This window comes from Vibrio sp. TRT 1302 (assembly GCF_050113875.1).
In the GTDB taxonomy this organism is placed as follows: domain Bacteria; phylum Pseudomonadota; class Gammaproteobacteria; order Enterobacterales; family Vibrionaceae; genus Vibrio.
Genome location: NZ_JBNJOF010000003.1, coordinates 221,783 through 238,329, shown reverse-complemented (window position 1 = coordinate 238,329; position 16,547 = coordinate 221,783). Strand labels below are relative to the sequence as shown.

The following is a 16,547-nucleotide window of genomic DNA, read 5'->3' as shown; positions in this document are numbered from 1 at the left end:
ATGATGCTCTGAAACATTAATTCGCATTATAAAATAAGTTTCTGCCTTCTGCTATTGTTTTTGGTCAATTTTTCTCGAATTGGTCAGTTTAGGTGTAGAGATCTTAGCTTGCATTCGTTTGCTTTGTATAAAAAGGCACCAAAAAAGAGGTTCGACGAATGAAAATTTCAAGGCTAAAACTAAGGTAGCAGTCACTGGGTTAAGGGCGACACGTATCACGTTGTGATGCAAATGAAATGCTTTACGCTAAGGTAACTTATGCGAGTATTTAGTTATTCAGGTATGATGGTAAAGTTCAAACAATTGAGCTCACTGCCGATACAGTGTTTATTAGAAATATAAAGACAACAAAGAAGACTAAATGAATATTATTGGGATCGCGATTGGTGCGACCGGGCTTTTGTTACTAGGCATGTTTATGTGGATGCTCGCCTTGTCCATCCGCAAGAAACGCTTAGAACAAGAGCGTAGAGAACGAGAAGTTGCTCAGCGCAAGGCGATGGATAAGCATCGAAAGCAGGAACACGAAGAGCGGATAATGAGGGCCGAGGGGGGACATATCCCAACGATTCTCTATTTGGCGAAAGAGGCTGAACGGACTCGAACCAAAGAAGCTATCTACTGGTACACCAAAGCAGCGAAGCTGGACAGCGTAACAGGTATGTACGGTGTTGTGCGCATTAGCAATAAAATGAAGCAAGACGTGATTCTCCGTGAGCAGTCTAAATTTTGGCAAATTTGTATCGCCGCGAGTGAAGGGAGCCTAGAGCACAAATATGAAATGGCTCAGTCGCTGTTTTACGGGCGAGGTACCGAAGAGAATCGACCAAAAGCGGTAGACATATTGGAATCCGCTGCGCAGCAAAACCATATTGGTTCTATGCTGTTTCTCGGTGATTGGTGCCTGGCTGACAGTAACCCACAAAAGAGTCGATCTCGTTCAACGGACTACTATCGTCGAGCGGCTGAATTGAAAAGCAATGAAGGCCGTATGAAGCTGGGAATGAACTACATACGTGGTTATGGTGTTGCAAGTAACTTCAATTTAGGCGTTTATTGGTTGGAGCGTGCTGCAGAAAAAGGTCACTTGGAAGCCATGTATAAGGCTGGCGAGACATGGATGGATCAACGTCCAAATGGAAATGCGATTGCCTATATTTGGTTGTTTCTTGCGGGTCAATTAGGCCACGACTCAGCGCGTGTACTGCGTGATCAAGTGGCACTTAATATTGGTGTGGATACTGTCGTCGGGTTGCAGAGCCTTGCCAAGCCGATGATTAAGAAGATTCGTGATAATAAAGTGAACAAGCACTCTATCATCAAGGCTCTTAACAAACTGTATAAGCGTTCGATTCCCATCAGTGATCAAGGTTCACCACCCGTTACAGCAGTATTTGATGCAGAGAGTGTCGAGCAAGTTGACGAAACGAACCTCACCGAACAACCAGATGCAGAACCACAACAAGAGCGGTTGGATTACTCGCAGTCACCAATGGATAAGCAATAAAAATGGCCTCTTTAATGAGGCCATTTTTTGTATCGTTAAGAGGCACTTAGTTATTTAAGTGCTTCTTTTTGTTTTGATTTACAAACCGCTGCGGTAAAGACAACGTCCGTTGAGCTGTTTAGAGCCGTTTCCGCTGAATCCTGAACCACACCAATGATGAAACCAACCGCGACAACCTGCATAGCAATCTCGTTTGGAATACCAAACAAACCACAAGCTAGCGGGATCAATAGCAAAGAACCACCCGCAACGCCTGATGCGCCACATGCTGAAATTGCTGCCACAACACTCAATAGCAATGCGGTCATAAGATCCACTTCAATGCCTAAGGTATGAACTGCTGCTAGCGTTAGCGTTGTGATCGTAATCGCGGCACCTGCCATGTTGATGGTAGCGCCGAGAGGAATCGAAACTGAGTAAGTATCTTCATCGAGCTTAAGTTTTTCACATAGTGCCATGTTGACAGGAATGTTTGCTGCACTTGAGCGAGTAAAGAATGCTGTCACACCACTTTCGCGGATACATTGTAGAACCAGCGGGTATGGATTCTCTCCAGTCTTAACCAGCACGATTAGTGGGTTAACAATCAGCGCAATGATCGCCATTGAGCTTAAAAGAACCGCGAGTAGCTGAGCGTAGCCAGCCAACGCTTCGAAACCTGTTGTCGCCAGTGTTGAAGCGACAAGTCCGAAGATACCAAATGGTGCTAAACGGATAATAAAGCGAACGATCTGTGAAACGCCGTGGCTAAGGTCTTCAAATACCGCTTTAGTGGTGCCTGATGCGTGATGAAGCGCCAAACCAAGACCTACTGCCCATGCAAGGATACCGATGTAGTTCGCGCTCATTAGCGCGTTAACTGGGTTATCGACTAGCTTGAACAGAAGTGTGTTAAGTACTTCAGCAATGCCTTGAGGTGGTGTAGCACCTTCTGCACCTGATACTAGCGTCAATGTGGTTGGAAAGAGGAAACTCAATGCAACAGCGGTTAACGCTGCTGTAAATGTGCCGAAAAGGTAAAGAACCACGATTGGACGCATGTAGGTATGTTGGTTTTTCTTTTGATTGGCGATCGAAGCCGCAACCAAAATAAACACAAGAATTGGTGCAACCGCTTTAAGTGCACCGACAAACAGGCTTCCGAGTAAACCGACACTTTTCGCGTGCTCTGGAGATACAGTTGCCAGACCAACACCAAGAATGATGCCAGCTAGGATCTGCAGTACCAGATTGCCACGTGCAAAGCGCGCAATGAGTGAGTTGTGTTGCATAGTTATCCCTGCAATGAATAGATTTATGAATTTATAGTAATCTCAGTTATTGCTAACTGAGTCGTTAATACTAGCGACTTGAAATAATGTGTCTAGGATTAATTGAAAACTAGCATGAAAAATTAAGATAATTCATTTCATGTGAATTATATGTTTTAAATGTGTATTAAATTGGTAAATAACAAAAGGGGGCGATTGCCCCCTTTATGTTTTAGTAATCGCTCACGTGTTTTTGGTTACGGTGAGCATTTTGTACTCTCTTGTAATACTTGGTCTGTTGTTTATATGTGGCCCGTTTTTGCGCAATAGTTGCACTGTTGTGCTGTTGCTCGCGGATAAGTTTAAGGTAGTTATTCAGCCTTCTTTGATCGAGATGACCTGATTCAATCGCTTCGCGAATACGGCAACCTGGCTCGTCTTGGTGTTGGCAGTCTGAGAAGCGGCATTGTGCAGCAAGAGATTCTACGTCAGAGAAGGTTTCTGCAACGCCATCGGCACAGTCAACCAACTGGAGTTCGCGCATTCCAGGAGTATCAATGAGCACTGCGCCGCTAGGCATGAAATGTAAAGAGCGACTTGTTGTCGTATGGCGTCCTTTACTGTCACTCTCCCTGATTCCACCCGTTTGCTGCGCCTGTTGCTGCAATAAACTGTTGACCAAGGTTGACTTACCTACCCCTGAAGAGCCCATAAACGCAACGGTTTTACCGCTATTACACCAAGCAAGAAGACGTTGACACTGTTGATGGTCCAATGCATTGACTGACTCAACCATTAGCAGAGGGTCTAGCTTTTGAACTTGTGTCTTTTTCTCATCGAGTTGCTCGGTTAGGTCTGCTTTCGTTAAGACGATAACAGGCTCTACCTCTGCTTCATGAGCGATAGCCAAGTACCGTTCGATCCGGCTGAGGTTGAAGTCATCGTTCAACGAGCAAACAATAAACAGAGACGTCACGTTTGCGGCAATGAGTTGTTCAGAGACTTTACTGCCGGCCGCTTTGCGTTGAAAGAGCGACTGACGTTCTAAAAGACGGACAAATCGAGTGTCAGCATCGAGCAAAACCCAGTCACCTACCGTCATGGAAGGTAGAGACTTGTGAATTTCTAAGTTGACTTCGCCTAACTCACACAGCAACTTGTATCCGCTTCTATGGTGCTCAATGACTCGTGCGGCGATTCGTTGTTGTTCTATATCTTCAAGTGTTAACTGTTGTTGAAAAAGATTGTTCCAGCCAAGCGTCGTTAATGACATTGCTGGTTGTGCTTTGGTATTCATATATGCCCCAAGCTTACAGAAAATCTGTATCTATTCATTAGATTTGCTAGGGTCTAAGACCCCGGTTTGAGATACACCGGGCAATGAGAAGGGAAGGGGAGTTTTAATTAACCAAGCTTCGCCGTTCCTGCCGGGTGGGTTGTTAGTACAATCATCGTATCCTCCTATGGAACTGTTTCAGTTTTGTGCAATTCTAGCAAAAGAGGAGGGCGAATGCCCACCTCTGATCGTCACTATTTTTAGTGCTTGTGTTGCATTCCGCTCATGACTTTTTTCACCGGTGCGGTGAAAGTGTATTGTTCACCATTTGCGAAGGTGAGTTGGACGTCGATTTCTTGATTTTCCGCTAGTGGCTGTTTGAGATCGAATAGCATGATGTGCAAGCTACCCGGCTTTAACTCAACTTTTCCTTTCGCAGGGATGGTAATGCGGTCAACCTGACGCATTTTCATCACTTCACCCTCTTTAATCACATCGTGAAGTTCAACCTTGCCTGCCGCTTCGGTTGTAGCAGAGACAATATAGCGGTCTTGTTCACCTCTGTTCATAAATTCACCGAATACGGCGCTCGTTACGGCTGTTGGTGGCGTCGCACGCGCATAAGTGTGATGTGCCATGATGTCCATTTTAGCGTGAGCCATTGGACTAAGAACCAACGTCGCTAGTAAGAGGGCTTTAAGTTTCATTCAACTATCCTTCTGAGATAACAGTTTTAAAGGCTTCGACCAGCGGAGCTGGTGTCAGTGTGTGTGGCACTTTGGTAATTAATGTGCCATCTGGTTTTAGGAAATAGAAATAAGAGCTGTGATCGAGCGTGTATTTCAACTGCGAGTTTTCTAACTCGGTCTTGCGAAAAATAACGCCATATTTATGGGCAAGCGGTGTCGTTATTTCAAGTGGTGCAGATAACCCCTCGATCATCGGGTGGAAATATTGTGCGTACTTGTAAGAATCAGAGGCGGCATCACGCTCTGGATCAAGGGAAATAAATATTGGTCGAAATTGTTTTTTCACCTCGTCATCGACTTGATTTAACGCACCCGCTAGCATGGCAAGTGAGGTCGGACAAACGTCAGGACAGCGAGTGAAGCCAAAGTAAACAACGCGTATACGAGTATCCTGGCTGTCGAACAGGTCAACAGGCTGATTATTTTCTCCAAATAACACTACCTTCGAATCAGATTGTTCTACTGACGCTGATTTAGGTTGTTGATCAAGGTAGCTTTTTAGCCCAAAACCAAGCACAAATGCGACGACTAAAATTAACGACCAATTACGACTCATCGTTCCATCCTTATTGAGGTTTTTATTGATTCTTTGCTATCGCTGACCGTACCGTACCAAGTCATTGCCTCAGTTGTGCAAACAGGTAGGATTATCTGACCAGAAAAGCCACCTTGTGGAGTTTTATCCAGCTTGAAGACCACGGTTCCCATGTCCATTTCATACCCTTGTAGAGACAAGAGAAGATATTCACTGTCGGATTGCGGCCAAGTAACATCGATTTGGGTTGGGACTAATGGCTGACTGGTATCTTTGTCGACATATATCGCCACTTCGTTATGTTGGCAGCTCTTGGTTGTTAGCAAACAGTATTGATCAAGAGAAACTGATTGCTGCGTCGACTGGAACCAAGAAATTAGGTCACTGGCAAAGAACCCACCACCAAGAGCGGCAATGATTAGCAGTAACTTTGCGATTGTAGGCATGATGTCCATCTCTAGGATTTATAGCGAGTTCAATGCTAGCACATAACGCCATAAATCTATGAGATAACGAGTAAAAATGTGCTCATTATCAAGCCTAGCGAGCTCGACGGTTCTTGATACCATAAATGGCGTGATCGAGAATACGTGATCCAATTTTTTCCTGATTAGTCAGGATTCCTTCTAACGTCATTCCGACTCTTTCAGCCACCTGCCGACTGGCTTGATTATCTACTGCGGCAGAAAGTTGTACTTTCTCTAGCTGTAGTTGCTCAAACGCATATGTAATCAGGAATGTGACGACTCGAGTGATGATTCCTTTGCCTTGATGGTGCTGAGATAGCCAGTAACCAACTTCAGCACATAGCGTATCGTAATTGATGCTATTGAAACTGCAGTTTCCAACCAGTTCTCCCCGATAGAAAATCGCACAAGTCATAGATTTTCCATCGGCATATTCGTGCAACGCTCGTTGAACAAATAGGCGAAAATCTTGCTCACTATTGCAGTGCCGAGGCCATGCCAACCACTGTGACAGATAGTCTATCTGTTCTTGAATCAATGATGTGTACTTTGGTGCGAACGACTCTTGGACAAGGGCGATAGAAATGTCGTCATCAATTTTTTGGCTAAACATAGTGTCTCATTTGCATATTTGTTTAGTTCCAAACTAACAGACTTAAAAGGTGATGGCTATATGCTCAGATTGTAAATTAATGCCATTTCTAGCACGAAAATAATGCACTACGTTGCACAAGTCACAAATCTGTTAATAACCTTTCATAAATTGTGGTTAGAGAGTAGTCCTATAGTTTACCCTCGTACGATAAAAATTATTAATAATCAGTTTAAGTGTTCGAATGAAATTGCCCAAGGAAGACGTAAATGTTGATTTACGTCGAGTGTTGTTTGAAATCGCTTATGCACTGGACGCGGTTGGAGTAGACGATATTTATCATGGCCACAGGGTTGCCTACATTGCTTATCGATGTGCGCAGCGACTGGGGTGGAGTGAAGAGAGAGCACAAACCGTGTTTTCTCTTGGCTTGATTCATGATTGTGGAGTATCTGAAACGGCGGAACGTACAGAGCTACTACAAAACTTTGTTCCGCGAAGTACAGAGAGTCATTGTGTTAAAGGCTATGAGCTGTTACATGCTTGTCGCCATCTGTCTGATCTCGCGATCCCCATTCTCTACCATCATACATGGTGGAAGGATTTGTCTCGGCTTGACGTTGTAAGTGAAGAAAACAAGCAGTATGCAGCGCTGGTTTTTCTCTCGGATCGTCTCGACTATCTGCACAGCCAAGTATCACTCGACGCATTCGGCAACATTACCGATGAAGGAAAACAAACGATACTCTGTGAGTTAAAGGCGAATTCGGGAACCATGTTTGAACCGAGTCAGGTCGAGCAGATGACCGATTTGATAGCGTGTGATGACTTTTGGTTTTCTATGGAAGCCAGATACATAGAGAATCTATCTAACACTTTCTCGCAAATGCCCCTGTTTTCCAGTGAGATTGGTCTGGAAGGTTCGATTGAAGTGGCGGAGCTGTTTGCACAGATTGTTGATGCGAAGAGTTCGTTCACCTATCAGCATTCGTTACACGTAGCCCAACTGACCGAGTTTATGGCTCGACAACTGGGGTATTCCAACCAAACTAGTCGAACGCTTTATCTCGCTGGTCTTATTCATGATATTGGCAAGCTTAAAACGCCAAGCTCTATCTTGCATAAGCCAAGCGCACTGACAGATGAGGAGTATTCGTGTATTAAGCGCCATGCTACGGACTCTAGGCATGCGTTACAAAGTATGTTTACTAACTCGAAAGTGATTCAGTGGGCCTCTAACCATCATGAGAGGCTGGATGGGTCAGGCTATCCTCTAGGACTGACAGCCGAAAGCTTAGATGGCCCTAGCCGACTGGTTGCGGTTGCCGATGTTTTTCAAGCACTCACTCAGTCGAGACCCTATCGAGCAGGTTTGCCGCTGGAGAATGCAATCAGCATTATTGGTGACTTAGTTGATAAAGGAAAGTTAGATAGGCAAGTGTTTGGCTGCTTGGTCGCGAACGCTGCAGAGTGTTACCGAATCTCAATTGGCCAGCCTTACGATGAGCCAGCGGTCGCATAGCCGCTGGCACGATTGACATTACTGCTTATTGATAAAGGCTTTGAAGCGAGCTTGAGTCTCCGCGTCGGCCTTGCTGTACCAAAAATGGAGCATCTCTTCAGCGGTATTGTCTCCAACTTGAACGTTTTTCTGATCCAGTTTAGCTGGAAGAGTGACGGCAACCACTGCGGTAGTTGAAACTGCCGCAACTCCGCCTCTTCTGTTGTAATCCGCCAGTTCAATTTGATGGTTGCGCCCAATCTGCATACCATCTTTCACCAGTTTGTCTTGCTTCATTTCGATCGCTTGGCCACTAGTATCGATCAATGCCCATTCAAGGTTACGAATTTGCTTCGCGCCGTCGTGCTCGTTGCGATATTTAGGCAAATCAAACTCTAGCTGAGTGTCACTGGCGGTAAAGGTACCAATGATGGGATCGCTTTCTAGAATGATGCGGTCTTTACCTTGATCGAAATAGGGCTGGTACTTGAACAAAATTTGGTTCTCACCATCGGGTAGGGTCAGGGTCTTGGTGGCCGAAAAAATACTGCCAGAGACATCGGGTCTACTGTCGTTAACCACCAAAACATCAATGGTATCTGGAATAGCGATTGTGACATCCGCAGCAGCAGTGGCGCTGATACCTAGCGTTACAGCGGCAAGTAGTGTTGTTCTAATTTTCATTTTTGTTTCCTAGTAAACAGGCACTTATTGTTTAAGAGAGTGCCTAGCTCACTCAATGATTTCAATAAACAAATGTGAGAAGTTTGAAAAATTCATCAAAGCGTAATGTCACTTATATGAGTACGCGTTGCGAATGATAAATTTGAGCTATGTTTCACGGTAACTGGCGTTTTGTTTCCGCTATACTCAATGAAGTGTTCAATGAATCAGGAGGATGATGCTGTGGCATATACAGATATGTTAGACAACAGACTAGTGTTGTCGTCATGGTATAACATTGACTACACCCTATCTTTACTCAATAAAGAGTCAACGTTTCGTTAATTCCCTCAGGTGCGCTCGCGCCTAATTAAATACATCTTAATTAAACTCATTCGCGACATGACATCGCGAATAGAACAGATCTATCTAAAGGAAATTAACAATGAAACGTATCCCAGAACCTTTCCGTATCAAAATGGTTGAACCGATCAAAATGACGACTTATGACGATCGTGTTAAAGCGTTGAACGAAGCGGGATTAAATCCATTTTTGCTTAGAAGTGATGACGTCTATATTGACCTGTTAACCGATTCTGGAACCGGTGCCATGAGTGACAATCAGTGGGCCGGTCTCATGATGGGTGACGAATCGTATGCTGGTAGCCGTAACTACTACAATCTTTGTGCCGCTGTGGAACACTTTTTTGGCTATAAGCTTACCGTTCCTGCCCACCAAGGGCGTGGTGCTGAACAGATTCTATTTCCGGCGCTGATCGAACGTATGAAAACCGTACGTGGCGGCAAAGATCCAGTTTTTATCTCTAATTACCACTTTGATACAACGGCGGGTCATATTGAGTTGAATGGTGGCAAGGCAATCAACGTGGTTGATAAACATGCCTTTGACACCACCACGCCATATGATTGGAAAGGTAACTTTGATCTCGACAAGCTCCAATCCACTATTGCTGAATATGGCGCGGAAAACATCTGTGCCATCATCACTACGGTCACGTGCAACAGCTCGGGTGGTCAACCTGTCTCGATGGCAAACATGCGTGCTGTCTATGAGATTGCTGCTAAGAATGACATTCCAGTGGTTATCGACTCCGCACGCTACTGTGAGAACGCTTACTTTATAAAACAACGAGAAGCGGGATACCAAGATAAGTCGATCTTAGAAATCATTCGCGAAATGTACCAGTACGGCGACATGCTGACGATGTCTGCGAAAAAAGATCCAATGGTTAATATCGGTGGCCTGTGTTGTATTCGGGATCATGAAGAGTTGTTTCAGGCCGTACGTACCCGCTGTGTTCCAATGGAAGGATTCGTTACTTATGGCGGTATGGCGGGACGCGATATGGAAGCCTTAGCTCGTGGTCTGTATGAAGGTGCAGATGAGGACTATCTTCACTATCGTATCAGTCAAGTAGCGTATTTGGGTGAGCGACTAAGAGAGGCAGGTATCCCAATCCAGTATCCAACGGGTGGGCATGCAGTCTTTGTCGACGCTGCGAAGATTCTTCCACATATCCCAGCAGATGAGTTTCCTGCTCAGGTACTGTGTAATGCTTTATATCTAGAAGCCGGAATTCGAGCTGTCGAGATTGGTTCACTATTGTTAGGTCGTGACCCTGCGACGGGGGAACAGAAAGCATCAGAGCTCGAGCTAATGCGTTTGACGATTCCGCGTCGTGTCTACACCAACGATCATATGGATTACATTGCGGATGCGATTATCGAGTTAAAAGAGCGTGCACATGAGCTAAAAGGGCTTACTTTTGAATATGAACCGCCCGTTCTTCGTCATTTTACGGCGCGTTTTAAGTCGAAGTAACACGTTAAAATGATAAAAAATGGCACCACTTTCTTGCGGTGCCATATTTCAAAAAATCAACAATTAATAGTCATATCATCTAGGAAGTTTCCTACAACCATTTTGTTTTGCTACATAATGCTATCACCTTGAATTTTGGCTCAATGTCTTTGTTGTAATGTAACAATATGATAATGAGTTGTTAATTTCTTAATTTGGCTCGAAGTTAACAGTTATTCTTTTGCTACATGAAGAAAGTTTCTTAAATACTTGTCGGGATGTTTCTTTGTTTATAAGGGAGCAGATCTATCGTTGGCAAATTGCGCCAAACAACAAGTAGTGAGAGAAATAGGTATGAATCGGATAACCTTGGTGGCCGCGAGCATCGCTATGGTGATCTCTGGCACAGCAGCGGCAGCCCCCGCAGTCCCAGTCGTAGATGTAAGTGGCTCTAATGATCTTCAGTATTCGAAGGTTGAACTGGCAATGGGATCACCCGCTGGTTATAACCAGATGGTTCAGTATAACGATGATGTTGCTGTTGCAATCAAGTTCAATCAGTGGAGCAGCCCGATCACTGGGGACACATATAAGATTTATTTCGATGGGCAACAAGTGGCTACTGGCCCCATTACTGGCAGTGAAACGATCGCCAACTTCCTCTACAACCAAGCAGGTCGATACCAATTGACCGTTGAAGCGTGTGACGCTTCGGGTTGTGCTTCAAGCAATCCGGCAGAATTGGTCATTGCTGATACGGACGGTTCACATTTAGCACCACTTGATATGAACGTTGACCCGAATAATCAATCTTACAACACCGATCCTAACACTGTAGTGGGTACTTATTTTGTTGAATGGGGTATCTACGGAAGAGGATACACCGTTGATAATTTACCTGCGGATAATCTGACGCACATTTTATATGGCTTCATTCCTATCTGTGGTCCGAATGAGTCACTAAGAGCAATCGGCGGCAATAGCTATTCGGCTTTAGCAACTGCGTGTCAAGGGATGCAAGATTATGAAGTCGTGATTCATGACCCTTGGGCAGCCTATCAGAAATCCTTTACTCAAGCGGGTCACGTTAATAAAACACCAATTAAAGGCAACTATGGAATGTTGATGGCGCTCAAACAGCGTAATCCTGACTTAAAGATCATCCCTTCTGTAGGGGGATGGACGCTTTCAGACCCATTTTTTGATTTTACTACTAAAGCAAATCGTGACACGTTCGTTGCCTCGGTTAAGCGCTTCCTGAAAACATGGAAGTTCTATGATGGCGTAGATATTGACTGGGAATTCCCTGGTGGCGGTGGTGCGGCAGCCAATTTGGGTGACCCTGTCAATGATGGTCCTGCTTACGTTGCTTTGATGCGTGAACTGCGCTCTATGCTTGATGAGCTTGAGGCCGAAACTGGTCGTACATACGAATTGACGTCAGCGATTGGTGTCGGCCATGACAAAATTGAAGATGTTAACTATGGCGAAGCGATTCAATACATGGATTACATCTTTGCGATGTCATATGACTTCTATGGCGGTTGGAACAATGTTCTCGGTCATCAGACCGCGCTCTACTGTGGTAGTTTTATGCGACCTGGAGAGTGTGATGGTTCGGGCTTAGATGAAAATGGTGAACCATACCCAGGGCCAGCATACACATCTGACAACGGTATCCAAGCCTTATTGGCACAAGGTGTTCCTGCCAACAAGTTGGTGCTAGGCGCTGCTATGTATGGCCGTGGTTGGGAAGGGGTAACTCCAAATACTCTTGCTGATCCAAGTGACCCAATGACTGGCACGGGTAGCGGACCGTTAACGGGAACCAGTGCTCAAGGTGTATGGGAGGCGGGCGTCATTGACTATAAGGGTATTAAGTCTTTCATGCTGGGGCCTGACAATACGGGTATCAACGGCTTCCAATATGGCTATGATGAGCAAGCAGAAGCCCCTTGGCTTTGGAATCCAACATCAGGGAAACTGATCACATTTGATGATTCGCGATCAGTCATTGCAAAAGGTAACTACGTTCGTCAACTTGGTCTTGCAGGTCTATTTTCATGGGAAATCGACGCTGACAACGGTGATATTCTAAATGCGATGCACGAAGGTCTCTCCGGTGGTACTCCGGTGAATCGCAGTCCTGTGGCACAAGCGGGTGTGGATACTGTTGTTGTTGGACCTGCTACCGTTTCGCTGGACGGCAGCGCCTCGAGTGACCGAGACGGTACTATCGTGAGCTATCATTGGAACCAAGTTTCCGGTACTCCGGTCGTCCTGAATGGTGCCGATAGCGCTCTAGTGAGCTTCAACGTGGCTGAAGTAACACAGGCAGAAATACTTACGTTTGAACTGACTGTGACTGATAACGAAGGGGCGACGGCGACCGACTCTGTGCAAGTGACGGTTACTCCGACTGAACCTGAGGTTGAAAACCAAGCTCCCGTTGTCAACATCACTGCACCAGCAAGTGTGAATAACGGTGAGCAGGTTGTTGTTAGTGTTGCAGCGACTGATGCAGATAACGATCCACTCACATACAGCTGGGAGGTTCCTGCTGGCATTACTGTTACCGACAATGGTTCGACTGTGAGTTTTGTTGCACCCGAGTACAGCCAAGATACCTTGCTAACGTTCACTGTTTCAGTAAGTGATGGTCAGGCGGTGTCATCAGCGTCAGCGACAACACTAGTACTTGCTGCTGGCACTATTGGTGGACAGTGCGACAACCTTTGGGATCCTACCGCTGCTTATAGCGTAGCTGGCACTCAAGTCGTTTGGGATGGTTATGTTTGGGAAAACAAATGGTATGCCAACCCTGGTGACAACCCATCTGATTCAGGCCCTTGGGGAACTTGGAAACAAGTTGGTGTCGCCGATTGTAGCGCTGGAGGAGAGACATCTGGAGTCTCAACAGACTCGACAGACTCGACAGACTCGACAGACTCGACAGGTTCGACGGGTGACCTAGGTGGTACGGATACTTCAGACGGTAACGTGGAGACAGACACAGGCGCAAGCACTGGTGGAACTGAAGACAACACCGATGTAAGTGGTGCTCAATGTGACAACCAGTGGGACTCATCTGTCGCGTACAGTGTGCCTGGTACTCAAGTTGTTTGGGATGGGTATGTATGGGAAAACAAATGGTACGCTGAGCCAGGTGAAAATCCATCGGATTCAGGTCCGTGGGATGTATGGAAACAAGTTGGCGTCGCTAACTGTTCTGCACAATAACTTAGATCAGTAGTTATTTAAATTAAAAGCCACTTGAGGTATCGAGTGGCTTTTTTCATTGAGGAACTCAGTAATTATTTCGACTCAATTGGGCGTTTTTGGCAACAATTATCCGATTCATTCAGAGTTGCTATGAAATAACCATCCGCAGAATCTTCCCTACAATTTAGGAGTGTTTCTTTAATCTAGGGTGAGTTAAGGCTAAATAATTACTTTATTGAGTAAACTCTTATAATTCAAATTATTAGAGTTTATTTTATTAGCAGAAGCTTAGATGTTTTTGGCTCGATGTGGACTTTTCTAATCCTACGAAATGAGAAGGAATTATTATTACCTGACCTTAATTCTAAAACCTATTCTATTTTTTTACTCAGCAAACAAACTGACTTAAATAGATAGCTGTAGCGATGCTCTCATAGAGCATTTGAGCTCAATGAGTTAGTTTGTGAATAAGAAAGAGAGAAAAGGTATGAATCGTATTTCTTTATGTGCCGCGAGTATTGCTTTGGCAACGTCAGGCATTGCGACTGCCACTCCTGTCGCCCCAGTAGTTGACATTGGTAGCTCGAATAATTTGAAGTATTCAAAAATAGAATTATCGATGGATGCGCCATCAGGTTATACCCAGATGGTTCAGTACCACGATCAGATCCCAATCACCATTGCCTTTAGCCAAATGACAGGAGAAACAGGCGAGACCTACAAGATCTATTTTGACGGAAACCAAGTGTCTGAAGGTGTCATTTCGAGCCGCCAAACCGTTGCAAGTTTCGATTACAGTGACGGTGGTCAATACCAGATGACAGTGGAAGCTTGCGACTCGTCAGGTTGTAGCACAAGCGCTCCGTTAGAGTTAGTGATCGCTGATACGGATGGTTCTCATCTGGCACCATTGCCGCTAAATATTGATCCAAATAACCAGTCTTATAACACGGATTCGAATACTGTCATGGGAGGCTATTTTGTTGAATGGGGAATCTATGGTCGAGATTATACGGTAGACAAGATTCCGGCAGACAATTTAACCCATCTGCTATATGGCTTTATCCCAATTTGTGGCCCTAATAACTCACTTATGGCGGCTAATCAAAACAGTTACGCAGCGTTAGTTTCAGCGTGTCAGGGTGTTCCAGACTATGAAGTGGTTGTCCATGACCCATGGGCTGCCTATCAAAAACCATTTGAACAGGCGGGTCATGACGGCAGTTCAGTGATCAAAGGCAGTTACGGCATGCTGATGGCACTAAAACAACGTAACCCTGATCTTAAAATCATCCCTTCGATTGGTGGCTGGACACTGTCTGACCCATTCTTTGACTTTACCTCTAAAGATAATCGAGACACCTTTGTCGCTTCGGTTAAACGTTTTTTAAAAACGTGGAAGTTCTATGATGGCGTTGATATCGATTGGGAATTTCCCGGTGGAGGTGGTGCGTCATCCGCTTTAGGTGATGCCGCCAATGATGGTCCCGCTTATGTGGCATTGGTTCAAGAGCTGCGAGCAATGCTAGATGAGCTGGAAGAAGAAAGTGGTCGAACCTATCAGCTTACTTCGGCGATTGGCGCTGGTTACGACAAAATTGAAGACGTCAATTATGCAGATGCTGCTCAGTATCTGGATTACATTTTCGCTATGACGTATGACTTTTATGGCGCTTGGAACAATGTGCTAGGCCATCAGACGGCACTTTACTGTGGAAGCTTTATGCGACCTGGAGAGTGTGACGGAACTGGGGTTGATGAAAGCGGTAATCTTTACCAAGGTCCAGCCTACAGTTCTGATAATGGTATCCGTGCTTTGTTGAACCAAGGTGTTCCTGCCAATAAGCTGGTGCTTGGCGCCGCAATGTTTGGCCGTGGTTGGGAAGGCGTCGTACCGGAGTCATTGGCTAATCCTAATGATCCTATGACGGGAACGGGCAATGGCCCTCTTACAGGTTCTTCGTATCAAGGTGTTTGGGAACCTGGAGTAATCGACTACAAAGCAATTAAATCACTGATGTTAGGACCTGATAACACGGGCATAAACGGCTTCCAATACGGCTATGATGAACAAGCTCAAGCGCCGTGGGTGTGGAATCCTTCTTCGGGACAATTGATAACATTTGATGATTCACGATCGGTGAATGCAAAAGGTCAGTATGCGCGTCAGATGGGGCTAGCAGGCCTGTTTGCGTGGGAGCTTGATGCGGACAACGGCGATATCTTGAACGCTATGCATGAAGGTTTTGCCAGTGGAGAAAATATCGAAGTTCCAAATGAAGCCCCAATTGCTAACGCTGGTGCAGATATGATTGTGGTTGGCCCAACAACGGTTTCTCTTGATGGTAGTGGGTCAATGGATAGCGACGGCACTATTGTCAGTTATCAATGGGTTCAGCTATCGGGTTCTCCTACAGTAATCAATCAATCTGATAGCGCACAGGCAAGTGTATATATTGATGATGTAACACAAACTGAAATGATCACTTTTCAACTGACAGTGACTGATGATCAAGGCGCTGTTGCAACGGATACCGTTGTCATTACAATCAATCCGTCACCAGAAAATCAAGCTCCGGTTATTGAATTAACTGCTCCCAACACTGTGGAGTGGGGAGAAAGAGTAGTGATCAATTTGTCATCCTATGATCCCGACGGTGATCAACTCTCTTATCGCTGGGATATTCCTTCTTTAATGAAGATCCAGAGAGTTCGAGTGGAACTGAGTGACGAAGCATTGTCATTTAATGCGCCATTTTACGTCAGAGATACACCATTGACGTTTACTGCTGTGGTCAGCGATGGGGAAACATCGACCACTAAGTCGGTAACTGTCATCGTCAAATCACCATTTAGTCCTATTCTACAATATGTCTGGTCATTCCTTTTTGGCTCTCACACCAGTCTATTTAGATAAGTTCATTTGATATAAAAAAGCCATTCGGGTGACCGAATGGCTCTTC

The 16,547-nt window shown here is 45.2% G+C and carries 12 protein-coding genes; 5 read left to right on the top strand and 7 right to left on the bottom strand.

Going from position 1 to position 16,547, the window contains the following annotated elements; translation table 11 throughout:
* The first annotated feature begins 361 nt into the window (after window positions 1-361).
* The gene (locus tag ACQEXP_RS06180) at window positions 362-1,507 is read left to right on the top strand and encodes a tetratricopeptide repeat protein (RefSeq protein WP_426968836.1); all 1,146 of its coding nucleotides are present in this window, start codon (window positions 362-364) and stop codon (window positions 1,505-1,507) included.
* A 50-nt stretch (window positions 1,508-1,557) separates the two neighbouring features.
* Here the strand turns inward: ACQEXP_RS06180 and sstT are convergent, their stop codons facing one another.
* The 6 genes from sstT to ACQEXP_RS06150 form a co-directional block, all read right to left on the bottom strand.
* Window positions 1,558-2,778: a serine/threonine transporter SstT gene (gene sstT, locus ACQEXP_RS06175; protein ID WP_426968835.1), complete on the bottom strand. Its 1,221-nt coding sequence runs from the start codon at window positions 2,776-2,778 to the stop codon at window positions 1,558-1,560.
* 211 nt (window positions 2,779-2,989) lie between these two features.
* A complete protein-coding gene (gene rsgA, locus ACQEXP_RS06170) occupies window positions 2,990-4,054 on the bottom strand; it encodes a ribosome small subunit-dependent GTPase A (protein ID WP_426968833.1) in 1,065 nt (354 codons plus the stop codon).
* 239 nt (window positions 4,055-4,293) lie between these two features.
* Window positions 4,294-4,740, bottom strand: coding sequence for a copper chaperone PCu(A)C (locus tag ACQEXP_RS06165; RefSeq protein WP_269375149.1), 447 nt, complete (start codon window positions 4,738-4,740; stop codon window positions 4,294-4,296).
* Between the two features lie 4 nt (window positions 4,741-4,744).
* A complete protein-coding gene (locus ACQEXP_RS06160) occupies window positions 4,745-5,338 on the bottom strand; it encodes an SCO family protein (RefSeq protein ID WP_269375148.1) in 594 nt (197 codons plus the stop codon).
* On the bottom strand, window positions 5,335-5,763 hold the full coding sequence (locus ACQEXP_RS06155; RefSeq protein WP_269375147.1) for a hypothetical protein: 429 nt from the start codon (window positions 5,761-5,763) through the stop codon (window positions 5,335-5,337). The genes ACQEXP_RS06160 and ACQEXP_RS06155 overlap by 4 nt, the downstream gene beginning before the upstream one ends.
* A gap of 94 nt (window positions 5,764-5,857) precedes the next feature.
* Window positions 5,858-6,397, bottom strand: a complete 540-nt coding sequence (locus ACQEXP_RS06150; RefSeq protein ID WP_426968831.1) for a GNAT family N-acetyltransferase — start codon at window positions 6,395-6,397, stop codon at window positions 5,858-5,860.
* Between the two features lie 223 nt (window positions 6,398-6,620).
* Here ACQEXP_RS06150 and ACQEXP_RS06145 point away from each other — a divergent pair, with 223 nt between their 5' ends.
* The gene (locus ACQEXP_RS06145) at window positions 6,621-7,898 is read left to right on the top strand and encodes an HD domain-containing phosphohydrolase (protein ID WP_426968829.1); all 1,278 of its coding nucleotides are present in this window, start codon (window positions 6,621-6,623) and stop codon (window positions 7,896-7,898) included.
* Between the two features lie 18 nt (window positions 7,899-7,916).
* Here the strand turns inward: ACQEXP_RS06145 and ACQEXP_RS06140 are convergent, their stop codons facing one another.
* Window positions 7,917-8,561 (bottom strand): DUF2057 family protein, encoded by a 645-nt coding sequence (locus ACQEXP_RS06140; protein ID WP_426968827.1) that lies wholly within the window; start codon window positions 8,559-8,561, stop codon window positions 7,917-7,919.
* 424 nt (window positions 8,562-8,985) lie between these two features.
* Between ACQEXP_RS06140 and ACQEXP_RS06135 the strand changes: the two genes are divergently transcribed.
* From ACQEXP_RS06135 to ACQEXP_RS06125, 3 genes are all read left to right on the top strand, one after another.
* A complete protein-coding gene (locus ACQEXP_RS06135; protein ID WP_269375143.1) occupies window positions 8,986-10,383 on the top strand; it encodes a tryptophanase in 1,398 nt (465 codons plus the stop codon).
* Between the two features lie 333 nt (window positions 10,384-10,716).
* Complete coding sequence (locus ACQEXP_RS06130) at window positions 10,717-13,602, top strand: glycosyl hydrolase family 18 protein (protein ID WP_426968825.1); 2,886 nt, start codon at window positions 10,717-10,719, stop codon at window positions 13,600-13,602.
* A 469-nt stretch (window positions 13,603-14,071) separates the two neighbouring features.
* A complete protein-coding gene (locus tag ACQEXP_RS06125) occupies window positions 14,072-16,501 on the top strand; it encodes a glycosyl hydrolase family 18 protein (RefSeq protein ID WP_426968823.1) in 2,430 nt (809 codons plus the stop codon).
* Window positions 16,502-16,547 lie beyond the last annotated feature (46 nt).